At 67.4% G+C, this 24410-nt stretch carries 22 protein-coding genes; 5 read left to right on the forward strand and 17 right to left on the reverse strand.

Annotation, left to right across the window (positions count from 1 at the left end):
* Positions 1-78: 78 nt before the first annotated feature.
* From serS to V7778_RS14105, 5 genes are all read right to left on the reverse strand, one after another.
* The gene (gene serS, locus V7778_RS14085) at positions 79-1374 is read right to left on the reverse strand and encodes a serine--tRNA ligase (protein WP_335556224.1); all 1296 of its coding nucleotides are present in this window, start codon (positions 1372-1374) and stop codon (positions 79-81) included.
* A gap of 130 nt (positions 1375-1504) precedes the next feature.
* Positions 1505-1705, reverse strand: a complete 201-nt coding sequence (locus V7778_RS14090; RefSeq protein ID WP_335556226.1) for a hypothetical protein — start codon at positions 1703-1705, stop codon at positions 1505-1507.
* A gap of 203 nt (positions 1706-1908) precedes the next feature.
* The gene (locus V7778_RS14095) at positions 1909-3225 is read right to left on the reverse strand and encodes a replication-associated recombination protein A (protein WP_335556227.1); all 1317 of its coding nucleotides are present in this window, start codon (positions 3223-3225) and stop codon (positions 1909-1911) included.
* Positions 3226-3488: 263 nt separating this feature from the next.
* Positions 3489-4124, reverse strand: a complete 636-nt coding sequence (lolA, locus tag V7778_RS14100; protein ID WP_335556229.1) for an outer membrane lipoprotein chaperone LolA — start codon at positions 4122-4124, stop codon at positions 3489-3491.
* 78 nt (positions 4125-4202) lie between these two features.
* Positions 4203-6698: a DNA translocase FtsK gene (locus V7778_RS14105; protein WP_335556231.1), complete on the reverse strand. Its 2496-nt coding sequence runs from the start codon at positions 6696-6698 to the stop codon at positions 4203-4205.
* A 184-nt stretch (positions 6699-6882) separates the two neighbouring features.
* On the opposite strand from V7778_RS14105, the gene trxB reads away from it, so the two are divergent.
* The 3 genes from trxB (at position 6883) to V7778_RS14120 (ending at position 10873) form a co-directional block, all read left to right on the forward strand.
* A complete protein-coding gene (trxB, locus tag V7778_RS14110; protein ID WP_335556233.1) occupies positions 6883-7839 on the forward strand; it encodes a thioredoxin-disulfide reductase in 957 nt (318 codons plus the stop codon).
* 18 nt (positions 7840-7857) lie between these two features.
* Entirely contained in the window at positions 7858-8526 is a 669-nt protein-coding gene (locus V7778_RS14115; RefSeq protein WP_335556235.1) for a Smr/MutS family protein, read from the forward strand.
* A gap of 160 nt (positions 8527-8686) precedes the next feature.
* Complete coding sequence (locus tag V7778_RS14120) at positions 8687-10873, forward strand: ATP-binding protein (protein ID WP_335556236.1); 2187 nt, start codon at positions 8687-8689, stop codon at positions 10871-10873.
* 3 nt (positions 10874-10876) lie between these two features.
* On the opposite strand, the gene V7778_RS14125 is transcribed toward V7778_RS14120, so the two are convergent.
* Positions 10877-11902 (reverse strand): DUF1176 domain-containing protein, encoded by a 1026-nt coding sequence (locus tag V7778_RS14125; protein ID WP_335556238.1) that lies wholly within the window; start codon positions 11900-11902, stop codon positions 10877-10879.
* 80 nt (positions 11903-11982) lie between these two features.
* On the opposite strand from V7778_RS14125, the gene V7778_RS14130 reads away from it, so the two are divergent.
* Positions 11983-12588, forward strand: coding sequence for a trimeric intracellular cation channel family protein (locus tag V7778_RS14130; protein WP_211520064.1), 606 nt, complete (start codon positions 11983-11985; stop codon positions 12586-12588).
* Positions 12589-12689: 101 nt separating this feature from the next.
* Here the strand turns inward: V7778_RS14130 and V7778_RS14135 are convergent, their stop codons facing one another.
* Both V7778_RS14135 and V7778_RS14140 read right to left on the reverse strand, forming a co-directional pair.
* On the reverse strand, positions 12690-13028 hold the full coding sequence (locus tag V7778_RS14135; RefSeq protein WP_335556241.1) for a P-II family nitrogen regulator: 339 nt from the start codon (positions 13026-13028) through the stop codon (positions 12690-12692).
* Positions 13029-13052: 24 nt separating this feature from the next.
* Positions 13053-15113, reverse strand: a complete 2061-nt coding sequence (locus V7778_RS14140; RefSeq protein ID WP_335556243.1) for an NAD(+) synthase — start codon at positions 15111-15113, stop codon at positions 13053-13055.
* Positions 15114-15212: 99 nt separating this feature from the next.
* On the opposite strand from V7778_RS14140, the gene V7778_RS14145 reads away from it, so the two are divergent.
* Complete coding sequence (locus V7778_RS14145) at positions 15213-16379, forward strand: GNAT family N-acetyltransferase (protein WP_335556245.1); 1167 nt, start codon at positions 15213-15215, stop codon at positions 16377-16379.
* Between the two features lie 55 nt (positions 16380-16434).
* Here V7778_RS14145 and V7778_RS14150 read toward each other — a convergent pair whose 3' ends face one another.
* The 9 genes from V7778_RS14150 to V7778_RS14190 all read right to left on the reverse strand — a co-directional run bounded on the left by V7778_RS14150 (position 16435) and on the right by V7778_RS14190 (position 24219).
* Positions 16435-16575, reverse strand: a complete 141-nt coding sequence (locus tag V7778_RS14150; RefSeq protein ID WP_335556247.1) for a hypothetical protein — start codon at positions 16573-16575, stop codon at positions 16435-16437.
* 125 nt (positions 16576-16700) lie between these two features.
* Positions 16701-17618, reverse strand: a complete 918-nt coding sequence (locus tag V7778_RS14155; RefSeq protein WP_335556249.1) for an ACP S-malonyltransferase — start codon at positions 17616-17618, stop codon at positions 16701-16703.
* A 1-nt stretch (position 17619) separates the two neighbouring features.
* Positions 17620-18492 carry a triphosphoribosyl-dephospho-CoA synthase MdcB gene (gene mdcB / locus V7778_RS14160; protein ID WP_335556251.1) on the reverse strand — a complete coding sequence of 291 codons (873 nt, stop codon included), beginning with the start codon at positions 18490-18492 and terminating at the stop codon, positions 17620-17622.
* Positions 18480-19160, reverse strand: coding sequence for a malonate decarboxylase holo-[acyl-carrier-protein] synthase (gene mdcG, locus V7778_RS14165; protein WP_335556253.1), 681 nt, complete (start codon positions 19158-19160; stop codon positions 18480-18482). The genes mdcB and mdcG overlap by 13 nt, the downstream gene beginning before the upstream one ends.
* Positions 19144-19860, reverse strand: coding sequence for a biotin-independent malonate decarboxylase subunit gamma (mdcE, locus tag V7778_RS14170; RefSeq protein WP_335556255.1), 717 nt, complete (start codon positions 19858-19860; stop codon positions 19144-19146). Before mdcE ends, mdcG begins: the two co-directional genes overlap by 17 nt.
* Positions 19860-20768, reverse strand: a complete 909-nt coding sequence (locus V7778_RS14175; RefSeq protein WP_335556257.1) for a biotin-independent malonate decarboxylase subunit beta — start codon at positions 20766-20768, stop codon at positions 19860-19862. The genes mdcE and V7778_RS14175 overlap by 1 nt, the downstream gene beginning before the upstream one ends.
* Positions 20765-21079 carry a malonate decarboxylase acyl carrier protein gene (gene mdcC, locus V7778_RS14180; protein WP_335556258.1) on the reverse strand — a complete coding sequence of 105 codons (315 nt, stop codon included), beginning with the start codon at positions 21077-21079 and terminating at the stop codon, positions 20765-20767. The genes V7778_RS14175 and mdcC overlap by 4 nt, the downstream gene beginning before the upstream one ends.
* A 9-nt stretch (positions 21080-21088) precedes the next feature.
* Complete coding sequence (mdcA, locus tag V7778_RS14185; protein ID WP_335556259.1) at positions 21089-22768, reverse strand: malonate decarboxylase subunit alpha; 1680 nt, start codon at positions 22766-22768, stop codon at positions 21089-21091.
* Positions 22769-22797: 29 nt separating this feature from the next.
* A complete protein-coding gene (locus tag V7778_RS14190; protein WP_335556260.1) occupies positions 22798-24219 on the reverse strand; it encodes an SLC13 family permease in 1422 nt (473 codons plus the stop codon).
* Between the last annotated feature and the right edge of the window lie 191 nt (positions 24220-24410).

Genomic DNA, 24410 nt, shown 5'->3' on the forward strand with positions numbered 1-24410 from the left:
ACCGCCATTATAGCGGCTATCCCGGAAAATGGAAGGGAAAATTTCACGGCGGTGTCATTTTCCCCTGCTTGCGTTCCCTCAAGCAGCGGGAGTAAGACGCTCCAGGCCGCCCATGTAGGGACGCAGCACGTCCGGGATGATCACGCTGCCGTCCGCCTGCTGGTAGTTCTCGAGCACGGCCACCAGGGTGCGGCCCACGGCCAGGCCGGAGCCGTTCAGGGTGTGCAGCAGTTCCGGCTTGCCGGCCGCGTTGCGGAAGCGCGCCTGCATGCGGCGGGCCTGGAAGGCCTCGCAGTTCGACAGCGAGGAGATCTCGCGGTAGGTGTTCTGCGCCGGCAGCCACACTTCCAGGTCGTAGGTCTTGGCGGCCGAGAAGCCCATGTCGCCCGTGCACAGCAGCATGACGCGGTAAGGCAGGCCCAGCGAGGTCAGGATGAACTCGGCCTGGCCGACCATCTCTTCCAGCGCCGCGTAGGACTGCTCCGGATGCACCACCTGGACCATCTCGACCTTGTCGAACTGGTGCTGGCGGATCATGCCGCGGGTGTCGCGGCCGTAGCTGCCCGCCTCCGAGCGGAAGCACGGGGTATGCGCCGTCATCTTGAGCGGCAGCTGGTCGAGGGGCACGATCTCGTCGCGCACCACGTTGGTCAGCGACACTTCCGAGGTCGGGATCAGGTAGAAGTTCTCGCCCTCGCCTTCCGCGCCGCCCTTCTTCACCGAGAACAGGTCGGCTTCGAACTTCGGCAGCTGGCCGGTGCCGCGCAGCGAGTCGGCATTGACCATATAGGGGGTGTAGCACTCGGTGTAGCCGTGCTGGCCGGTGTGGGTGTCCAGCATGTACTGGGCCAGTGCGCGGTGCAGGCGGGCCATGCCGCCCTTCATCATCGAGAAGCGCGAACCGGTCAGCTTGGTCGCGGTGTCGAAGTCCAGGCCCAGGCGCTCGCCGATGTCGACGTGGTCCTTGACCTCGAAGTCGAATGCGCGCGGGGCGCCCACTTTGCGCACTTCGACGTTGCCGGCTTCATCCGTGCCCTGCGGCGCGCTCTCGTGCGGCAGGTTGGGCACCGCTTCCATGAAGCGCGCCATCTTTGCCTGCACCTCGCCGAGGGCGACTTCGTTGGCCTTGAGCTCGTCGCCCAGTCCGGCCACTTCGGCCATCACGGCCGTGGTGTCTTCGCCTTTGCCCTTGAGCTGCCCGATCTGCTTCGACAGCGAGTTGCGCTTGCCCTGCAGTTCCTCGGTGCGCGTCTGGATCGCCTTGCGTTCCGCTTCGATGGCATTGAAGGTGGCCACGTCCAGCTGGAACTTGCGCGTCGCCAGGCGTGCGGCGGCGGTGTCGATGTCTTTGCGAAGAAGTTGGATATCAATCATGTCGGGGTTGGACTTGCGTATGTCGAAAACACAATTGTACCAAGCCGACAGCCAGAATCATCCAGATTCCTTGCGAGTTTCGGCAACGGAGCAGTTCGTCCTTGCCGGGCTACCCGCCAGCCCAACGGGTTTAACCGTTCAGGCTGGCTTTCTCGGCAGCGGTCAAGCGCGGTGCGCTGACGACGATGGTCTGCACGTTCATGCTTTCCAGGCTGGGCGTGGTCGATTGCAGGATCTCGACCGGACGCTCGTTGGCGGTGGCGAAGCTGGCGGCCAGGCCCAGGGCGGCGGAGGCGAGGAACAGGGCTTCGAAGTTTTTACGGATGTTCATGGTGTTCTCCTTCAGGTCAAAAGTGATTCGGTATGGTTGAACTTTACCGATCGACCCGTGGAGACACCATCGACTTGCGATGAAGCGTAAAAAAGATGGTGCAGAATGCGGATTGCGCGGACGGAGCGTGTTCCGATTGCGCGATGCCGGCATGTTGGGCGCGGTAGCGTGCAGAAGAGCTCGGCGGAGCGCTCCAGCAGGGGCTAGGCGCCCTCTTCGCCCGAGCGCGCCGCGTCGTCCAGGCTGCGCAGCCAGGCCAGTTTTTCGCCGATCTTCGCTTCCAGCCCGCGCGCTACGGGCGCGTACCAGCCGGGTTCCGGCATCCCGTCCGGCAGGTAGGTTTCGCCCGCCGCATACGCATGCGGCTCGTCGTGCGCGTAGCGGTATGCGTGGCCGTAGCCGAGTTCCTTCATCAGCTTGGTCGGCGCATTGCGCAGGTGGACCGGCACCTCGCGCGACTTGTCCTTGCGCACAAAAGCCATGGCCGCGTTGAAGGCGTTGTAGCCGGCATTGCTCTTGGCCGCCATCGCCAGGTAGATCACCGCCTGGCCCAGCGCCAGTTCGCCCTCCGGCGAGCCGAGCCGCTCGAAGGTGGCGGCGGCGTCGTTGGCCAGCTGGATGGCGCGCGGGTCGGCGATACCGATGTCTTCCCAGGCCATGCGCACGATGCGGCGCGACAGGTACTTGGGATCGGCGCCGCCATCCAGCATGCGGCACAGCCAGTACAGGGCGGCATCCGGATGCGAGCCGCGCACCGACTTGTGCAGGGCCGATATCTGGTCGAAGAAGTTGTCGCCGCCCTTGTCGAAACGGCGCGCATTCAGCGTCAGCGCGTTCTCCACGAACTCGCGCGTGATGCGGGTGACGCCGGCAGTGCCGGCCGCCGTCTTGGTCTGCTCGAGCAGGTTGAGGAAGCGGCGCGCGTCGCCGTCGGCATAGCCCACCAGGGTATCGATAGCGACCTCGTCGAAAGCCAGGTGCTGCAGCACCCGCTCCTGCGCGCGCTGGAGCAGCTGGCGCATCTCGCTGTCGCTCAGGGCCTTCAGCACGTACACCTGGGAGCGCGACAGCAGCGCGGAATTGACCTCGAAGGACGGGTTCTCGGTGGTGGCGCCGATCAGGGTCACCAGGCCCGATTCGACGAAGGGCAGCAAGGCGTCCTGCTGCGACTTGTTGAAGCGGTGGATCTCGTCGATGAACAGGATGGTGTGCTTGCCCTGCTGAAGGTAGTGCTCGGCCTGCTCGACGGCGGCGCGGATGTCCTTCACGCCCGAGAGCACGGCGGAGAGCGCGATGAACTCGCAGTCGAATGCATACGCGGTCAGGCGCGCCAGCGTGGTCTTGCCCACGCCGGGCGGGCCCCACAGGATCATCGAATGCGGCTTGCCCGACTTGAACACCAGGTTGAGCGGCTTGCCTTCGCCCAGCAGGTGGCTTTGGCCGATGACGTCGCCGATGGTGCGCGGGCGCAGGGCTTCGGCCAGGGGTGGCGAGGGTTCGGTCTTGAAAAGGTCATCCATGGCGGTCTCCGGCGCGGACCGACGATACGGGCGTCTGGGTCATTGTTGTCGAATGGTGTGGGACGCGCGTAGTGTAGCGCATGGGGGTGCTTGGCTGCAGGGGCAGGAACCGGGGGGCGTGCATGCCCCCGCTGCCATCAATGTCGTTCCGGCGAAGGTGAGCTGCCAAAAGAAAGTTGGACAGCAAATGTTCACTTTCGCCGGAAGTCGTAGGCGCCAGTGGCGCGTACGACGGTCTAGAGGCTGGCGGTCGCTCGACAGTCTTACTGCTTCACGACGTCCGCGCCCTGCGGGATCTCGAACTTGAACTGCTGCGCCCCCAGCTGCGGGTTGCGCTGGAAGCTGGTGAACTTGAGCACCGAGGTCTGGCCGAAGGCGTCCTTCAGCTCCATCGCCACCGGCACCCCGCCCTTCAGGCCGATGCTGATCTGCTCGAAACTGGTGTCCTTGGACTTGGGCACCGCGTTCAGCCATTCCGCGCCGTCGCGCTCGCCCGCTTCGGACAGGGTGAAGTTCTGCTCCAGGTTGTTACTGCCGAACAGGATCGCGGCCGGCGAGGAACCGAGCGCATTGCCCAGCTTCTTGACCGTCACCTGGTTCAGGTCCTTGTCGTAGATGTAGAGCTGGTCGCCGTCGGCCTGCAGCACCTGTTCGTAGGGCTTCTGGTAGGTCCAGATGAACTTGCCGGGGCGGGCGAACACGAAGCTGCCGCTCGAGACCGGGGCGGCCTTGCCGTTCCTGGCCTTGCCTTGCTGCTGCTGGGTGAACTCGCCCTTGGCGGCCTTGGTGCCGGAGGCGAAGGCCTTCAACTGGTCCAGGGCGCCGGCCTGGGCGGCGCCGGAGATGGCCAGGGTGGCTGCTGCGACGCAGAGTGCGATACGTTGACGCGTGAATTTCATCGGCATTCCTCTTGTTGGGTCCGCCGACGTGCGTTGAACGCGTCGGCGGCGGAGCCGCCAACCCCACGGTTAGCGGAACTATTCGGCGCTGGTGGCGGGCACCAGGATGTCGCGGTTGCCGTTCGACTGCATCGGCGAGACCACGCCGCTCTGCTCCATCTGCTCGAGCAGGCGGGCGGCGCGGTTGTAGCCGATGCGCAGGTGGCGCTGCACCAGCGAGATCGAGGCGCGGCGGTTCTTGAGCACGACCTGCACCGCCTGGTCGTACATGGCGTCCGACTCGCCGCCGCCCTCGCCCGCCGGCGCCCCGTCGGCCGCACCGCCTTCTTCCAGCGTGCCGCCTTCGAGAATGCCCTCAATGTAGTTCGGTTCGCCCAGCGATTGAAGATGTTTTACAACTCGATGCACTTCGTCGTCCGAGACGAAGGCGCCGTGGACGCGGATCGGCAGGCCGGTGCCCGGCGGCATGTACAGCATGTCGCCCATGCCCAGCAGGGTCTCGGCGCCCATCTGGTCGAGAATGGTGCGCGAGTCGATCTTGCTCGAGACCTGGAAGGCGATGCGGGTCGGGATGTTGGCCTTGATCAGGCCGGTGATCACGTCGACCGACGGCCGCTGCGTAGCAAGAATGAGGTGGATGCCGGCCGCGCGCGCCTTCTGGGCGATACGGGCGATCAGTTCTTCCACCTTCTTGCCGACGACCATCATCAGGTCGGCCAATTCGTCGATGATGATGACGATGGTCGGCAGCTTCTCGAGCGGCTCGGGATTGTCCGGCATGATCGAGAACGGATTCGGAATGTGCTCCTCGCGCTTGGCGGCTTCCATGATCTTGCCGTTGTAGCCGGCCAGGTTACGCACGCCCAGCTTGGACATGAGCTTGTAGCGCCGCTCCATCTCGTTCACGGCCCAGTTCAGGGCGTGGCCGGCCTGGCGCATGTCGGTCACGACCGGCGCCAGCAGGTGCGGAATGCCTTCGTAGACCGACATTTCCAGCATCTTCGGGTCGATCAGGATCAGGCGCACATCGGCCGGGTCGGACTTGTACAGCAGCGACAGGATGGTGGCGTTGATACCCACCGACTTGCCCGAACCGGTGGTGCCGGCCACCAGCAGGTGGGGCATCTTGGCCAGGTCGGCACAGACCGGCTTGCCCGCGATGTCCTTGCCCAGCGCGACGGTCAGCGCCGAGGCGCTGTCGCCATACACCTTGGAGCCGACGATCTCGCTCAGGCGCACGATCTGGCGCTTGGGGTTTGGCAGCTCGAGCGCCATGTAGTTCTTGCCGGGGATGGTCTCGACCACGCGGATCGAGGTCAGCGACAGCGAGCGCGCCAGGTCGCGCGCCAGGTTGACGATCTGGCTGCCCTTGACGCCGGTGGCCGGCTCGATCTCGTAGCGGGTGACGACCGGGCCCGGATAGGCGGCCACGACCTTGGCTTCGACGCCGAAGTCGGACAGCTTCTTCTCGATCAGGCGGCTGGTGAATTCCAGGGTTTCGACGGCCACGGTTTCCTGGGCCGGCGGCGCTTCGTCCAGCAGCGCCAGCGGCGGCAGCGGCGAGTCGCCGTCCAGCTCGTGGAACAGCGGCGTCTGCATTTCCTTGTGGGCGCGCTCGGACTTCGGCACGTTGACCATCTGCGGCTCGATCTTGATGCTCGGCGCGGCCGCCTGGGCGCTCGGCAGCGGCGCTGCGGCTGGCGCAGGGCCGGCGACGGGCGCATGAGCCGGCATGGATGCGGGCATCGGTGCGGGCGGCGGCAGCGAATCGAAGCTCGGCTCGGCCTTGACCACGGCGATCGGCGCGTTCGAATGCTTTTCGGTGAACTTGGCGCGTTCGTGCACGACCACTTCGTCGCGCTTGACGGCCGCGGCTTCGCCCTGCTTGCGGTCTTCGTGGTCTTCGTAGCGCAGGCGGAACCAGTCCACGGCGCGCTCGACGGTTTCGCCGATGCGCTCGGCCACGGCCAGCCAGGACACCTGGAAGAACAGCGAGAAGCCCAGGCCGAACAGCAGCAGCAGGAGCAAGGTGGCGCCGGTGAAGCCGAAGGTGACGTGGGCCGAGTGGCCGATCAGCTGGCCCAGCACGCCGCCCGGGGCGCGCGGCAGTTCCACGTGCCAGGACCACATGCGCAGGTATTCCAGGCCCAGGCTGCCGGCGAACATCAGCCCGAAGCCGGTCCAGCGCACATACATCTCGCCATGGTGCTCCGGCTCGCTTGCCGCCGCGCCGAGCTTGTCGGTCAGGCGGCGCCAGCCGCGCCAGACCTGGCGCAGGAAGATCACGCCCCACCACCAGGCCGAGAAACCGAAGATGAACAGCAGCAAATCGGACAGCCAGGCGCCGGCGCGGCCGCCCAGGTTGGCGATCTTCGGGACCACATTGGCGTGCGACCAGCCCGGGTCGGCCTTGTTGTAACTTAACAAAATGAGCACGAAGTACAGGAAGGCGACGGCGCCGGCGATCCAGCGCGCCTCGTGCAGCAGGCGCGAAAGGCGGCCCGGCAGCGGCTGGCGGGCGGCTCCCTGGGTACGGGTATAACCTGAGGTGGCGGCGGGTGAATTCTTGCTCATGCTGGGGGTGCTGCTAGAGAGTTCGTAAGGACGATCCCCCCATTTTAAAGGATATATGGCCGCGTTGGACCACGATTCATGCTTGTGTGCATCATCGTCTATAATCCCGGCTGCCTTGGCCGGGCCTTGATTCTGCCCCGGCCGCCCCCAATTTCCGTCTGTCCATATATTAGGAAGTGCCGCCATGACTACTACCAAACACGCCAAAGTCCTGATTCTCGGTTCCGGTCCCGCCGGCTACAGCGCTGCCGTCTACGCAGCCCGCGCGAACCTGAAACCGATGCTGGTGACCGGCGTCGAGCAAGGCGGCCAACTGATGACGACCACCGACGTGGAAAACTGGCCGGGCGATCCGATGGGCGTGCAGGGCCCGGAACTGATGCAGCGCCTGCTGCAGCACGCCGAGCGCTTCAACACGGAGATCGTGTTCGACCACATCCATACGACCTTCCTGAATGAAAAGCCGATCCGCCTGGTGGGCGACGCGCACGAGTACACCTGCGACGCCTTGATCATCGCCACCGGCGCCTCGGCCCAGTACCTGGGCCTGGAATCGGAACAGGCCTTCATGGGCAAGGGCGTGTCGGCCTGCGCCACCTGCGACGGTTTCTTCTACCGCAACCAGGAAGTGGCGGTCATCGGCGGCGGCAACACCGCGGTCGAGGAAGCGCTGTATCTGTCGAACATTGCCAACAAGGTCACCCTGATCCATCGCCGCGACAAGTTCCGCGCTGAACCGATCCTGGTCGACCGCCTGCTGAAGAAGGTCGAAGAAGGCAAAATCGTGTTGGAATATAACCACACCCTGGACGAAGTCCTGGGCAACGAAGGCGGCGTGACCGGCCTGCGCATCAAGTCGACGGCCGACGGCGCCACCAAGGACCTGAGCGTCCACGGCCTGTTCGTGGCGATCGGCCACAAGCCGAACACCGGCATCTTCGACGGCCAGCTCGAGATGAAGGACGGCTACATCAAGACCCTGTCGGGTACCGAGGGCATGGCGACCGCCACCAGCGTGCCGGGCGTGTTCGCCGCGGGCGACGTGCAGGACCACATCTATCGCCAGGCGATCACCAGCGCCGGCACCGGCTGCATGGCCGCGCTCGACGCCCAGCGCTACCTGGAAGCGCTGGAAAGCTGATATTGACGGAGTAGCACGATGGCGGGCATGAAGGACTTTTCCGAACTGAAGGGCTTGCGCGACAAGCTCAAGGAAGACGAACGCCTGCGCGCCATCGAGAAGGCCGAGCGCGAGAAGCAGGAGCGGATCGCGCGCGAACGCGCCGTGGAATTCCGCAGCGCGGTGCAGGACGTCAAGAAGATGCCCGAATCGAACCGCTACGTGCACCGCCCGGTGTACGTGGCGCCGAACAAGGTGGGTGCACCCGCCAAGCCCCTCACCCCAGAGGAAGAGACCGCCGCCGTGCTGCGCGAATCGCTGTCCGACCAGTTCGACGTCGACGGCCTGCTGGACGAGGACCCCACCCTCAGCTACGCCCAGGACGGGGTCGGCCCCGATGTGGTGCGCAAACTGCGCAAGCGCCACTGGCCGGTGCAGGACGAACTCGACCTGCATGGCCTGAACCGCGACCAGGCGCGCGACGCCCTCACCGGTTTCCTGCACCGCGCCAACAAGCGCGGCGTGCGCTGCGTACGCGTCATCCATGGCATCGGCTATGGCTCGCCCAAGGGCGAACCGGTGCTGCGCGGCATCGTGCACAGCTGGCTGGTCCAGAAGAGCGAAGTGGTCGCCTTCTGCGTGGCCGGCCGCGCCGACGGCGGCCATGGCGCGCTGATCGTCCTGCTGCGCCCCGCCCTCGATGCCTGAACGCCGCCTTGTCGCTCAGACAATGGCCCTGCGTTTCGTGTAACATTATCTCCTTACGATGTTGCAATCTGCGCCTGGAAATCTGGCCAGGCGGTAGAATGCGCACGAACCTGTGCATATGCCCCCGCATCTGCCCGCACACTCCGGAAAGGACGGTCGATTGAAGGCAACCCAAGCAGTCCCGATGGAGCACGGGCGGCAGGTCGACCTGCTGTCCTGCGCGGACGAGCCGATCCACCTTCCCGGCTCGATCCAGCCGCATGGGGCCCTGCTGTTCTTCCGCGCGGACGGCACCCTGGAAGGCTGGAGCGCGAACGCCCCTTCCCTGCTCGCCATCGATCCGCGGCTTGGCCTGTCCTTCGACGAGCTGCCCCTGCCCGAGGTGGCGCATGAACTGATCGCGGCCTGCATGGCGCCGCGCGACGAGGACGACAACGCGCCCACGGTCTCGTCGCTGACGATCGACGACGCCGACTACGACTGCGTGGTGCATTATTCGAACGGCCGCATCGTGGTGGAATTCGAGGCGCGCGAGACGGCGGCCGAGGAAGTGGTGCTGTTCGCCGTCAAGGCGCATGGCTCGATCGACCGCCTGCGCCGCCAGAAGAGCATCGAGGGCCTGCTGGACGCGGCGGTGCGCCAGGTGCGCGAGTTCACCGGCTTCGACCGCGTGATGGCCTACCGTTTCCGTCCCGACGACAGCGGCGACGTGGTCGCCGAGGCGCGCCGCGAGGACCTGACACCCTATCTGCACCAGCGCTACCCGGCCTCCGACATCCCGGCCCAGGCGCGCCGCCTGTACATGCTCAACACCTTGCGCATGATCGCGGACGTCGACTACAACGCCGTCCCCCTGCTGGGCGAGCCGGGCGCGGAGCCGCTCGACATGAGCTTCGCGGTGCTGCGCAGCGTGTCGCCGGTGCACGTGGAATACCTGAAGAACATGGGCGTGGCGGCCTCGATGAGCGTCTCGATCGTGATCAACGGCCGCCTGTGGGGCCTGATCGCCTGCCACCACATGACGCGCAAGGTCGTGCCCTACGCGATCCGCATGGCGGCCGACGTGCTGGCGCAGGTGATCGCCTCGACCATCCACAGCATCGAGGCGCGCCTTGACGCCGCCTTGGTCGAGCAGGCCGCCACCATGCGCAGCCGCCTGGTCGAGGCTCTGCTGCTCGACGAAGACCCGCTCGACAGCCTTGCGCATCACGCCCGGGAGCTGATCGCATCTTCCCAGGCGCAGGCGATGATCGCGGCCCTGGACGGACGCACGGTGAGCCATGGCGACCTGTCGCCCGGCCTGGCCGAGGCCGTCATCGCCTCGCTGCCGGCGGAGCCGCACGACATCGTGGCGCGCGCATCGCTGGCCGACTGGCCGGCGGAGCTGCGCGAACGGCTGGGCAAGTGGGTCGGCATGCTCGCCCTGCCCTACGATCCCGCGGCCCAGGGCTGGTGCGTGCTGCTGCGCGTGGAAGAAATCGAACAGGTGGCCTGGGGCGGCCGTCCGGAAAAGACCGGGCAGGTCGGTCCGCTGGGCGCCCGCCTGACCCCGCGCGGCTCCTTCGACGCCTGGTACGAGACGGTGCGCGGCAAGGCCCATCCCTGGGAGGCGGCCGTGCTATCGAACGCCCGCCTGACCCTGGCCGAGCTGATGCGCGCGACCGCCTCGCGCCGCGCCCAGCACGAGGCCACCCGCGCCCAGCTGCTGGCCATGCTCGGCCATGACCTGCGCGACCCGCTCCATTCGATCAACATGGCGGGCATGGTATTGGAGCGCGGGAACAACCAGCAAGGACTCGGCAAGCGCATCCAGTCCTCGACCAGCCGCATGCAGCGCATGATCGGCCAGGTGCTCGACATGAGCCGGCTCGACCGCGGCATGGCCCTGGGCATAGCGCCCGAGCGCATCGACCTGTCCGACCTGCTGAAGGACCTGATCGACGAGGCGCGCCTGGCCTATCCGGCCATCGTGTTCGAGCTCGCGTGCGATGAAAGCGCGCTGGTGGACGCCGACAAGGGCCGCCTCGGCCAGGTGCTGTCCAACCTGCTGAGCAATGCGCGCCACCATGGCGAGCCGGGACAGCCGATCCGCGCCTGCCTGTTCCGCCAGGACGGCGTGGCGGTGCTGGAGGTATCGAACCATGCGGCGCCGATCCCGGAAGACATCGTCGCGAACCTGTTCAATCCCTACAAGCATGCCTCGCTGAACAATCCCCGCAACCGCACGGGCCTGGGCCTGGGCTTGCACATCGCCCAGCAGATCGTGCACGAGCACCAGGGCGAGATCGCCTACCGTTACGAGGATGGGCGGGTGGTGTTCACCCTGCGCCTGCCGCTGGCCGCCTGAGGCTTACTCCCGTACTTCGCTGACCAGGGTCGGCAGCTCCCAGGCGCCGCCCGCGGCAACCAGGCGGCACATGCCGGTGGTGGCGGAAGCGGTATGCGCGAAACGGCGGCCGTCCCATACCCACTCGTCCGATCCCCAGCAATCGCCCAGGCCACGGCCCTTGTGCGCGGCGCTGATCCTTCCCTTGTCGTAGTCGCTGCCGCTGGCGGTCACCAGCACCGGATCGTACGGCGGCTTCGGGTTGGTCACCCAGTAGCCCTCGCCCACGTTGTAGGCGCCCATCCAGCAGCGCGCCGACACCAGCTGCTTGCCGCCCGAAAGCGGTGTCACCATCACGTCCAGGCCCTCGGACGCCACGATCGCGAGGTCGCCGCAGTCGTCTCCCTCGAACCGGCGCAGGCTGGCCAGCAGCTGGCGCCGCTCTTCCTTGCCGGCGGCGCGCGGCGCCGCCTTCGGCACCGGGACCGCCTGTACTACCGGCGGCGCCAGCGGCGGCAGGACGCCTTCCTCCGGCTTGCCGCCCTTGCGCAGGGCGGCGCCCGCCGTGCCCAGGCGTCCCTGGAACTCGTCCATCTTGAGCAGGACCGCGGCCGCGCCCTTGCCGGACAAGGTCCAGGTCTTGCCGGCGCCGCTCCAGGACAGCACACTCCTGCCCGCCAGCGCCGTCACCAGCGCCTCGGCCTGCGGGCGCGAGAGCTGGCCGATCCAGTCCTTGTCGAGGGCGACCATACCCAGCGCGCGGCTGCCGATCCGCAGCGCGAGCTTGTCCGGCATGGCCTGCCGCGCCTCCTCATCGTAGCTGCCCAGCTGGACCTTGGCCACGATCGGCTCGCGAGGACCCGCCTTGCGGACCAGGAGCACGCTCACGGCAGGCTCCTCGCCGTCCTGCTGGTAGCCCGCGGCACGGCAGGTGCGGGTGTTGTCGCAGGCGATCTCCCAGTCCTCGTGGGTGAAGGAGAGGCTCGCCGGCGCGGCGGCCAGGGCGGATGTGGTGACGAAGCAGGCGGACAGCAGGATGGCGTTCTTCATGGGCGTGGCGGACAGAATCCTCTTACGTGAATGGCAAAGGGCATGATAGTCTAACAAGGTCACCCGCTAACCATACCTGCATGACCCTCATCAAGTTCATCGAAATCATGGCGATCCTGGTCGGCGCCTTCTCGGGCTTCATCGAAGCGCGGCGCAAGCGCATGGACCTGGTGGGGGTGTTCACGGTGGCCTTCATCACCGCCTTCGGCGGCGGCACCCTGCGCGACATCCTGCTCGACAAACGTCCCCTGTTCTGGGTGACGCACCAGGAATACGCGATCCTGATCTTCGTGCTGGCCCTGGTGGCCTCGCCGCTGATTCGCACCCTGCGCCAGATCGTGTCGGAGCGCCTGATCGTCATCGCCGACGCGGTGGGACTGGGATTGTTCTCGATCGCGGGCGTGTCGGCGGCGCTGGATGCGGGCATGCCGATCTTTATCGCCTCGATGATGGGGGTGATCACGGGGATCTTCGGCGGGGTGCTGCGCGATATCGTGTGCAACGAGGTGCCGATGGTGTTCCGGGACGGGAAGCCGTATGCGATCTGCGCGTTCCTGGGGAACTGGCTGTTCCTCCTGATGCGCAAGTACGATGCGCCGCATGATTTCGCGCTGTGGTCGAGCGCATTGTTCATCAGCGGGCTGCGCTTGCTGAGCTGGCGCTTCGATATGCGGATGGGGCGCTAAGGCCGGCGTGCGTTGAACGCGTCGGCGGCGGAGCCGCCAACCCTGCATTGCGCGCCGCTGCTACGTCACCCCCGCGAAGGCGGGGGCCCAAGCTGGCGTGATCAGACCGCGTCCGCGCCCGTCTCCCCGGTACGAATCCGGATCACCTGCTCCACGTTCTGCACGAAGATCTTGCCGTCGCCGATCTTGCCGGTGCGCGCGGCCTTGATGATGGCGTCGACCACCTGTTCCGCCATCGCATCGTCCACCACGACTTCGATCTTCACCTTCGGCAGGAAGTCCACCACATATTCCGCGCCGCGATACAGCTCGGTATGGCCTTTCTGGCGGCCGAAGCCCTTCACTTCCGTCACCGTCAGGCCGGTCACGTTGACGTCGGCCAGCGCCTCGCGCACTTCGTCGAGCTTGAACGGCTTGATCACGCAGGTAATCTGTTTCATGGTCATCCTCTTATAAAAATCTCGTTAGTCGGGAATGTTCGCCAGGTCGTCCAGCCACACGGTCGCCTCGGAGTCGGACGGGGCGCGCCAGTCGCCGCGCGGCGACAGCGAGCCGCCATTGCCGACCTTCGGTCCGTTCGGCACGCAGGAGCGCTTGAACTGGCTGGTCTTGAAGAAGCGGTACAGGAAGATCGACAGGTTGCGCTTGATGGCGGCGAGCTCGTACTCGTTGCGCGCGCCGTCCGCATCCGGCCACTTGCCCTGCTCGCGCTTGTGCCAGGCGCAGTAGGAGAGGAAAGCGACCTTGCTCGGCTTGAAGCCGAAGCGCAGGATGTAATAGAGATTGAAGTCCTGCAGCTCGTAGGGCCCGATCACGTCCTGGGTGCTCTGGGCCGGCTTGGCGTCGCTGGCGCCCGTTTGCGCGCCGCTGGGCACCAGCTCGGGGCTGATCTCGGTGTTCAGGATATTCAGCAGCACGTCCTTGCCGCCATCGACCACGGCGCCGGTCTCGGCCACCCAGCGCACCAGGTAGGAGATCAGGGTCTTGGGCACGCTGGCGTTGACGTTGTAGTGCGACATGTGGTCGCCTACGCCATAGGTGCACCAGCCCAGCGCCAGCTCGGACAGGTCGCCGGTGCCGATCACGAGCGCATTGTGGAAGTTCGCCAGGCGGAACAGGTGGTTGGTGCGCTCGCCGGCCTGCACGTTCTCGAAGGTGATGTCGTATTCCGCCTTGCCTTCGACATACGGGTGGCCGAGGTCCTTGAGCATCTGGATGCAGCTCGGGCGGATGTCGATCTCCTGGGCGCTGCAGCCCACCGCCTGCATCAGGTCGCGCGCCTGCTTCAGGGTGCGCTCGCTGGTGGCGAAGCCGGGCATGGTATAGGCCAGGATGTTCGTGCGCGGCAGTCCGAGGCGGTCCATGGTCCTGGCGCAGACCAGCAGCGCATGGGTCGAGTCCAGGCCGCCCGAGACGCCGATCACCACCTTCTTGATGCCGCTGGACGACAAACGCTGGATCAGGGCCTGCACCTGGATGTTGTAGACCTCGGTGCAGCGCTCGTCGCGGCGCGCCTGGTCGGCCGGCACATAGGGGAAGCGCTCGACGTTGCGGTTCAAAGGCAGGACGCCCTGCAGCGGCAGCTCGAGGGTGAAGCGGATCACGCGGAAAGCGGACACTTCGCCGGCATGGCGGCGCACCGACTGCGCGAAGGTGGTGGCGTGCATGCGCTCGTTCGACAGGCGTTCCAGGTCGACGTCGGCGAAGATGATGTGCGAGTCGTCGCTGAAGCGTTCCGACTCGGCCAGCAGGTCGCCCTTTTCGTAGATCAGCGACTGGCCGTCCCAGGCCATGTCGGTGGTCGACTCGCCGCGCCCGGCCGAGGTGTACAGGTAGGCAGCCAGGCAGCGCGCCGACTGCTGGGACACCAGCTGGTGGCGGTAGCCGCTTTTTCCCACCACGACGTTCGAGGCCGACAGGTTGACCAGCACCGTGGCCCCCGCCATGGCGGCGAAGGAAGACGGCGGCACCGGCACCCAGACGTCCTCGCAGATCTCGACGTGGAAGCGCAGCAGCGGCAGGTTCTCGACCTCGAACAGCTGATTGGGACCGAAGGGCACGATCTCGCCGAACAGCTCGATCTGGTCGACCGCCGCGCAATCCGCGGGCGTGAACTGCCGGGATTCGTAAAACTCGCCATAATTAGGCAGGAAGCTCTTGGGCACCACGCCCAGCACGCGGCCGTTCGCGACCACGGCGGCGCAATTGAAGAGCATGTGGTTGACCCGCAGCGGCAAGCCGACGACCAGGGCCAGCGGCATGCCGCGGGACGCCTCGACGATCTCGGCCAGGCCGTCCAGGCAGGCGTCGAGCAAGGCCCGCTGGTGGAACAGGTCGTCGCAGCTGTAGGCCGACAGGCCCAGCTCCGGGAAGGCGACCAGGGCCGCGCCCTGTTCCGCCGCCTGGCGCGCCAGGGCGATGGTCTGCTCGACGTTGTAGGCGGGATCGGCGATGCGGCAGCGCGGAATGGCCACCGCGACGCGGGCAAAGTGGTGCGAATAGAGGTTGAAGAATGGCGTGTTCATGGGTGAGTCTTTCGCATTGCAACGAGCGCGCTTGACCGGGAGTCTCCGGGCGCCGGCCGCTCACTTCTTCTTTACATCGATGTCATTTTGGGAAGCACTTTGAATTATCGCACGCATATCGTTTCTTCTCTGTCCGAGGTCAAGCAGGCGTCCTGGGACGCCCTGGTGCAAGCGCAGGACGGGGCCAGTCCCTTCCTGTCCTATGCCTTCCTGCATGCCTTGCACGAGTCGGGCAGCGCCTCGCCCGAGACCGGCTGGCAGCCCCAGTACATCGTGCTCTACGAGGGCAAGGACGGGGGCAAGGACGGGGGAGAAGTGCTGGCGGCCGCCCTTCCCCTCTACGTCAAGGGCCATTCCTACGGCGAGTACGTGTTCGACTGGGCCTGGGCCGAGGCCTACGGGCGCCATGGACTGGACTACTATCCCAAGCTCCTGAGCGCGATTCCCTTCACGCCGGTGAGCGGCCCGCGCCTGCTGGCGCGCGATGCAAGCGCCCGCGCGGCCCTGGTCGAGGTGCTCAAGGCCACCCAGGGAGCGAGCGAAGTGTCCTCTACCCATGTGCTGTTTCCGCCCGAGGACCAGGCGCGCCAGCTGGAGGCGGCCGGATTCATGCTGCGCAGCGGCGTGCAGTTTCACTGGCTGAACGGGGGTTATGCCAGCTTCGAGGACTTCCTGTCCACGCTCGAGCACAAGAAGCGCAAGAACATCCGCGCCGAGCGGCGCAAGGTGCGCGAGGCGGGGATCAGCCTGCGCCGGGTGCGCGGACGCGATGCCGTGGACGCGGACTGGGTGCTGTTCAACCGCTGCTACCGCAACACCTACCGGGCGCATTTCTCGACGCCCTACCTGAACCTGGACTTCTTCCGCCGCATCGGCGCCACGATGCCGGACAATATCCTGCTCGTGATCGCGGAGCGCGCGGGGCAGCCGGTGGCGGCCTCGCTGGTGATCCATGACGAGACGACACTGTACGGGCGCTACTGGGGCGAGCTGGAGCACGTCCCCTGCCTGCACTTCGAGGCGTCCTATTACCAGCCGCTGGAATTCTGCATCGAGCGGAAGATCGCCGTGTTCGAGGGCGGCGCCCAGGGCGAGCACAAGATGGCGCGCGGTTTTTTACCGGTCAAGACCTGGTCGGCCCATTGGCTGGCCCACCCGTCCTTCGCCGATGCGGTGCAGCGCTTCCTGGAGCGCGAGGCGGGAGGCATCGACGACTACCTGGATGAGCTGAGCGAGCGCACTCCCTTCCGGGGACGAATGGAATAAAAAAACGGGCCCGTACGATGACGGGCCCGTTATTTCGACTGCGACTAAGGCGCTATTACTTCCAGCCCCCGGCATTCGAGCTATAGACTTCTTTCCACGGCTGGGAAACCTGCTCCTGCTTCAGCATGATCTGCTTGGCGCGCGCGCGGGCGGCGGCCATCAGCGTGGCTTTGATTGCGAAAATGAACTTGTTCACGTGCGACTCCTTGATTGCGCTGCCGCCGGGCGGCACCGCCTATGACGACGATGCTACCGTTATATAGGCGTTCTCCCGGAATTTCCAATTCCGAGTGGCAATATCAGATATCACTCCCGTGAATGTTAGTCGACTTGGCGATTCAGCCAGGAGCGGACGCCGTCCAGGGAACGGAATTCCGATACCGAGCGACAGGCGATGTGCGGGTGGCGCGTCTGCAACATGCGCGACAGGGCCGCACCCGGGCCCAGCTCCAGCGCCACCGTGACGCCGAACTCGGCGCAGGCGTCCATGCAGTCCTTCCAACGGATCGGTTGCGCCAGCTGGCGCGCCAGGTGCGTAATAGCGATGTCCGCCCTGTCGATCTGCTCGGCCGTGATCCCGGACAGCACCGGGATGTCCGGCATCCGCCAGTCCTGGCCGCGCAGCAGCGCCTCGAAAGGCGCCACGGCCGCGCCCATGAAGGGCGTATGCGAGGCGATTTCGACCGGCAGCATGGTGGCATGCGCGCCCGAGGCGATGGCGCGGGTCGCGAGCGCCTCGCGCCGGTCGGCCGGGCCGCCGGCCACGAAACTGTCCTCCCCGGTGACGATGGCTAGATGGAAACCGAAAGGCTGGAGGATGTCCTCGGCATGGCTCACGGTCAGGCCCGACAGCGCCACCATGGCCTGGGGCGGGCCCTCGGCGCGGCAGGCGTCCATCAGGCGTGCGCGCTCGCCCGCCAGCCGGACGGCGGCGCCCGGGTCCAGCGCGCCCGACACGCCATGCGCGGCCAGTTCGCCGATGCTGTAGCCGGCGACCAGCGCCGGCCTCGGGGTCAGCTCTCCCAGCGCGGTCCAGGTGGCGAGCGTCGCCGCCACGATGGCCGGCTGGGCGACGCGGTTGCTGAACAGCGCGGGGCCGAACAGCCCGTCCGCGAGGCCCGCGTCGGCCAGCCAGCCGTCCAGCAGCGCGCCGGCCTGCGGATCGCTGCGCGCCATGTCGAACATGGCGGGCGACTGGGCGCCCTGCCCCGGGCATAGCAAGATGAGCCGCGCGGCCATGTTAGAGCTCGCCCCCGCAGGCCGCGTGCACCAGGCAGACGGCGGCCAGCAGGTCGGCCGCGCCGCCCGGCGACAGGCGCCGTGCGACGAAGTGGCGGTGGCTGTCCAGCGCCGTCGCCATCCAGTCGCGCGCCCCCGTGCCGCCGCGTGCCACGAAGGCGCGCGCATGGCGCCGGACGGTGGCCGCGCCTTCGAGGCCGCCGCGGTGATACACATTGGTGTCGCTGACCTGCGCCATCAGCGCGAACAGCGCGTCGACCCGCGCCAGACGCATGCCGCGGCCGCCCGCCAGGGTGCGGCGCAAGGCGGGAAGACCGGTCTCGAACACGGAAGGCAGGCCGCGCGCCGCTTCCTCGCGCGCGCCGCTGGCGGCATAGCGCAGCACCGCCCTGGTGCCGTGCGAGGCCACGCTGCCGTCGGCCGTATGGGCGCTCAAGGCCTGGCCCCAGCGCTCCAGCAGCGCCGACCGGATCGCCGCCGGCGCCAGGGGCGTGCCCTGGGCATGGCAGCGGCCGATGGCGGCGCACAGCAGGCCCACGCAGAAGATGGCGCCGCGGTGGGTGTTGACGCCGCGGGTCGCGCGCAGCATGCGCTGCTCGGCCCCGATCCCCAGGCGCTTGAGCTCCTGGAAAGGCGCGCCCTCCATGCCGGCTTCGCAGATGTCGCGGAAGTAGCGGCGCAGCGCGAACAGGCTGCGCAGGAAGGTTTCCGCATTCATGTCCTGGTGGCTGCCGTTGTCGACCAGCGAGACCAGGCCCGGCTTCGGGTACAGGGCGAGTTCGGCGTACAGGCTGCGCACGGCGAGGCGCGCGACGCGGCCGGCGAACCCGGGTGCGGTTCGCGTGTCGGCACGGGCGACGATCAGTTCAAGCATGCCGCTTCCTCCAGGCTTGCCAGCAGCCCGCCGAGCGGGGCGAGCGAAATGCGGTCCATGGCCTTGGCCAGCACCCTCGCACCAGTCGCGCCATGCATGACTGCGTGCAGCTCCTTCCATGCTACCGCGCGGCCGTCGGGAAAGACAATCTCGCCATCCAGGGGCAGCACGCCGGCATGCCTGGCGAGCAAGGCGAGTCCGTCGCGCAGGTGTGCCTCGTTCAAGGGGCGGAGCAGGAGGTCGATGTCCGAGCTCTCCTTCAGGTAGGCTTGGCCGGTGATCGCCTGCAGCGCGACCGAGCCATAGGCGCCGAGCACGAAGCCGTGGGCGGTCGCTTCCTGCTCCAGCGCCGCCAGTCCCGCGCGCCAGCGCTCGGGCACGGTGTCCATCGCCGCCAGCAGGGGCAGCGGGGCCGCGTGGCGCTCCACGTCGGCGATGGCCACCCGGGCGGCCACCCTCACCTTGATCCCGTCGGCCGGCCGCGGCGGCAGCGCGAAGCCCACCGCCAGCCGGTCGGGCCCCTGTGTTACTTCATCGCGCCGCACCACCGCCGGCCAGCCGGCGCGCGACCAGGCGTCGAGCGCCCCCACCTGTTCGTGCGGGAGCGCGGCCAGGACCTGCTCCCAGCCGCGCGCGCTCAGCCAGACCAGGTCATGCCGGGAGAACATCGCCGCCCCGGCGCACCGCTTCCGCCACCGGCTGGGCCAGCAAACGCCCTCCCCGCTCGCGGCCCAGTTCCATACGGCGGTCCCGGTCGCCGCTTTCCTTGAGGGCGGCGGCCAGCGCGCCGGCCAGGTCGCCTTCCCACAGGGCGTGCAGGCCGCCCATGCGCAGGTAGTTGTGGGCGCCGGGCGCGAACACCGGGTTGTCCTTGGCCAGTTCGGTCAGGCGTTCCTCGGGCACCTTGGTAATGCGCGCCATCGCGGGCAGGCCCATGACGCGGATCAGGGCTTCCGGCAGCGCGTAGCAGGCGTTGGCGATCAGGCCGCTGGTGATGAAGCCGCCCGACAAGGCCTGGTCGTACACCAGCCCCACCACGTGGTGGCCCTTGCGCCGCGCCAGGTCGACGCACTTGCCCAAATGGGCCATGTAGCTGTTGATGCCCAACATCTCGTCGCGGTGGCGCAGGCGCTGGCCTTGCGTGTCGATCAGGATCACGATGGCCCGGCCAGGATGCGACTGCACCGTGCGCAGCACCGCCTTGGCCTGGGCCAGCGCGATCTCGATGCCGATCGGCGCGTGTTCGGTGGTGCCGATCACGTCCACGGTTTGCCCGTCCACCTGGGCGCAGCCGGACAGGAAGTTGTCGCGCTCGACGATATCGTGCCCGGCCGGGAACAGCCGGGCCGCCAGGGTATGCCAATCCATTATCGTTCTCCCATGTTCGGCGTGGCGCGGTGGCGCGCCGCCAGCTCGAGGAAAGCGTCGGCCTCCAGCACCGGCACGGCGGCCGGGTCGGGGATGCCGAGCTGCTTCCAGACGTCCATCGGCTCGCGCAGCCCTTCCGTATCCTGGATGCGGCGCGCCAGCATGTCCTGCTCGGCCAGCAGCTCCTCGAGCGTCAGCTCGGCGCCGCCCCCGCGCACCCGGGCGATGGCTTCGAGCGCGGCCTTGCGGAAGGATTCCGTGTCGTCCGGCACCAGGGCCTGGCAATCGCCCATCAGGTAGCGGTGCTTGCCGCCGGTGGTGCGCCACACCAGGGCGCGGTCGCGGGCGTCGAATTCCTCGACCCCGTTGGCGGTCTCGATCACCTCGGGGCCGGACATGGCCAGCCGCGCTTCTTCCGACATGACGACGGCGTTCGCGCAGCGCGCGGCGATGCCCATGCCGCCGAAGCAGCCGTTCGATCCGCCCACCAGGCTGACGACCGGGATGCCGGCGGCGCGCACGTCGAGGATGGCGCGCATGACCTCCGACACCGCGATCAGGCCGGCGTTCGCCTCGTGCAGGCGCACGCCTCCCGATTCGAGCAGCAGCACGACCGCATGCGCCCCCTCGTCGATCGCGCGGCGCAGCATGCCCACCAGCTTGGCCCCGTGGACTTCGCCCACCGCGCCGCCCATGAAGCCGCCCTCCTGGGCCGCGCCGAACACCGTCTGGCCGCCCAATTTTCCCCGGCCGACCACCACGCCGTCGTCGAAGGACACCGGGGCGTTCAGCTGGGACAGGTGGGGACTGGTGACGCGCGCCGCGGGCGGCAGGAACTCCTCGAAGCTGCCCGTGTCGAAGATCGCCGGGATGCGCTGGCGCGCGCTCAGTTCCAGGTAGCTGCTCATGGCTGGCCTCCGGTTGCCGACTCGACCGCCTGGTCCAGGCGCAGGCTGACCACCGCCGGGGTGGCGCCCATGTCGTTGACGCAGATGCGCGCGTCGGCCAGGCCCCAGCGCGCATGGAAGTCGGCCATGACCGCCTGCCAGGTGGCGCCGAAGCCGACGGCCGCGGTGCGCACTTCGATCTCGCAGGCGCCATTGAGATGTGCCGGTTCGATCAGCACTTCCAGGTTGCCGGAGCTGACCACGCCCACCAGTTGCGGGATCGTGCCCAGCGGGCGCGTGCCTTGCTCGAAGCGGTAGTTCAGTGTTTCCATGTCGTTTCCTCACCAGTTCCTGAAGCGCTTCGGTGGATCGTACAGCCCGCCGGAGGCGCGCACCAGGCCTTTCATGTTCTTGGCGGCCAGCAGGTCGCGCGTGGCCATGCGCTTGTCGATGCCCAGGTCTTCCGCGCGCCGGATCACGCCCCGGTCGCGCAGGTTCTCGACCATGCGCTTGTCGCGCCCCATGCCCACCGGCGTGTAGCCCGCCACGCCGCGGATCGCCTGCTCGCGCTCTTCGTCGCTGCGGCACAGCAGCAGGTTGGCGATGCCTTCCTCGGTCAGGATGTGGGTGACGTCGTCGCCGTAGATCATCACCGGCGGGATCGCCATGCCGGTCTGCTCGGCCAGCTGCCAGGCGTCCAGCGTTTCCACGAAGGCCGGGGCCATGTGCTCGCGGAAGGTCTCGACCATCTGCACCACCAGCTTCTGGCCGCGCGGGATCGTGTTGCGCCCCGCATGCCGCCCATCCCGCGCCTGCTGGCCCGCCTTCAGCCAGGCCGCGCTCGGATGGCGCCGGCCGCGCGCGTCGGCGCCCATGTTGGGCGCGCCGCCGAAGCCGGAAATGCGGCCCAGGGTGGCGGTCGAGGAATTGCCCTGCAAGTCGATCTGCAGGGTCGAGCCGATGAACATGTCGCAGGCGTAGTGCCCGGCCGCCTGCGAGAAGGCGCGGTTGCTGCGCATCGAGCCGTCCGGCCCCACGAAGAAGACGTCGGGCCGGGCGCGGATGTAGTTCTCCATGCCCAGTTCCGAGCCGAAGGAATGCACCGACTCCACGAAACCCGCCTCGATGGCGGGAATCAGGGCCGGGTGCGGGTTCAGGGCCCAGTGGCGGGCGATCTTGCCCTTCAGCCCCAGCTCGGCCGCATAGGTCGGCAGCAGCAGCTCGATGGCGGCGGTGTCGAAGCCGATGCCGTGGTTCAGGCGGTCGACCTCGTACTCCGCATAGATGCCCTTGATGGCCATCATCGCCATCAAGACCTGGATCTCGGAGATCTGGGCCGGGTCGCGCGTGAACAGCGGCTCGATGTAGTAAGGCGTGGGCGACTGCACCACGAACTCGACCCAGTCGGCCGGGATGTCGACGCGCGGCAGCTTGTCGACCACCTGGTTGACCTGGACGATCACGATGCCGCTCTTGAAGGCCGTGGCCTCGACGATGGCCGGGGTGTCCTCGGTGTTCGGACCGGTGTACAGGTTGCCCTCGCGGTCCGCCATCTCGGCGGCCACCAGGGCCACGCGCGGGGTCAGGTCGACGAAGTAGCGGCCGAACAGTTCGAGGTAGGTGTGGATCGCCCCGATGTTCAGCTTGCCCGCCTGGGCCAGCTTGGCCAGGCGGCCGGCCTGAGGCCCCGAGAAGGAGAAGTCCAGGCGCGCGCCGATGCCCTTCTCGAACACGTCCAGGTGCTCGGGCAGCGACAGCACCGAGAGCAGCATGTGCAGGTTGTTGATGCGGGCCGGGTCTACGTTTGTCAACGCCTTGCCGAGGAAATCGGCCTGCTTCTGGTTGTTCCCTTCCAGGCAGACCCGGTCGCCGCATTCGAGCACGGCGTGCAGCAGGTCGACAATGCGCTTCGCTCCCACGATCTTGCCCTGCAGGTCAGTCCCCAGCGCCGTCCTGGCCCGCTGGATGCGGGCGTTGCGGTTGGTTTGCTGCGTATCCCAGCGGCGTTGTGCGTCATCCATGGCGTTTCCCGAAAATTAGGCCTGCATCATTACAGCACGACGAACATCAGCCACACCACGACTGGTGCGATCACCGTCACCGCCCCGCCGTAGATCATGAGCTGGCGCAGGAAGACGTCGCGGTCGACGCCCTGTGCGCTGGCCAGCACCAGGGCCCCGTTGGTGGAGAAGGGACTGACGTCGACGATGGTGGAAGCCACCGCCATCGCCGCGATGAAGCCGATCGGATCGACGCCGGTGCCGCTCTGCAGGAAGGGCACGGCCAACGGGATCAGGGAGCCCAGCACGGCGGTCGACGAGGCGAAGGCGGACACGATGGCGCCCACGAAGAGCAGCAGCAGCGCCACCACCAGCGGCGAGGTCAGGCTGGCCACGCTGGTGCCGACGAAATCGATGGTGCCCATCTTCTGCATCACGCCGACATAGGTGCTGACGCCGACGATCAGCATGATCTCGGGCCAGGATACCTGGCCGATGGCGCGCTTCTGCACCTGCGGCGCCATCAGCGACAGCACCAGGCCGATGCAGACGGCGACGAAGCCGATGTCGAGCTTGTACATCAGGGTCAGCACGCCCAGGGCCAGCAGGCCGGTTACGGTGGCCACTTGCTGGAAGGTCGGGCCGGCGTTGTCCTCGGCCTTGGCCAGGGCGGCCGCTCCGGAGCCTCCCGCGGCGCCGACCGCGGAGAGCGAGTCGGCCGAACGCTGGCGGGTCAGCTTGTCTTCGCTGGACGCCTCGCCTTCGGCATCGCCGTAGATCTGCGGGCCCTGCGCGGCCACCGCCACCTGGGCGCCGAAGGGCATCGCCGGCATCGCGGGGCCGCCGCGGCCGGCCGGGCGTCCCTGGCGCATCAGGCGCAGGCCGCCCATCATGCAGAACAGCAGCACGCACACGCCGAAGTTGAAGCCCAGGCTGACCAGCGCGGTCGTCATCTCCGAAATCGGCAGGCCGGCCTTCTGGACGATCTTGTTGGTGATGCCGCCGTAGATGCTGATCGGCGAGAAGCCGCCGCCCTGCGCGCCGTGGATCACCATCAGCCCCATCATCAGCGGGCTGATGTTGTGCTTGACGGCGAAGCCGAGGGCGATCGGCGCGATGATGGCCACCGCCGCCGGGCTGACCGCACCCATGGCGGTCAGCATCGCCGTGATGGCGAACATCACCCAGGGAATCGCCGCGATCCTGCCGCCGACGGCGCGTACCGCGAGGCGCACCAGCCAGTCGATGGTGCCGTTGTTCTGGGCCTGCGCGAACAGGAAGGTGATCCCGACCAGGGTCAGGAAGAGCTCGGCCGGGAAGCCGGCCATGATGCCCTTGGCCGTCATGCCGGCGGCCAGGGTGCCGACCAGGAAGGCGCCGACGAAGGCGAGGACGCCCATGTTGATGGGCAGGACGGTGGCGACGATGAACATCAGGGCCAGCACGTAGATGGAAATCATGTGAGAGGACACGGGGGTGCTCCTTCGCAAGTGGCGCCGGGCTCGGCCGGGCCGGGGTGAAACGTCTCCGATATATGCCTCTCGCGGTGGAGGACATGCTCTTTTTTGTGGTTTTTATAAGGTAGCCGCGAAACCGGAGGAGATCAATTACGCGGGGCGTGGGATGTTTACTGTCAGCGAAATGGTTGGTTCACCGTAGGGTT

Source organism: Massilia sp. DD77 (assembly GCF_036961685.1).
In the GTDB taxonomy this organism is placed as follows: Bacteria; Pseudomonadota; Gammaproteobacteria; order Burkholderiales; family Burkholderiaceae_D; genus Telluria.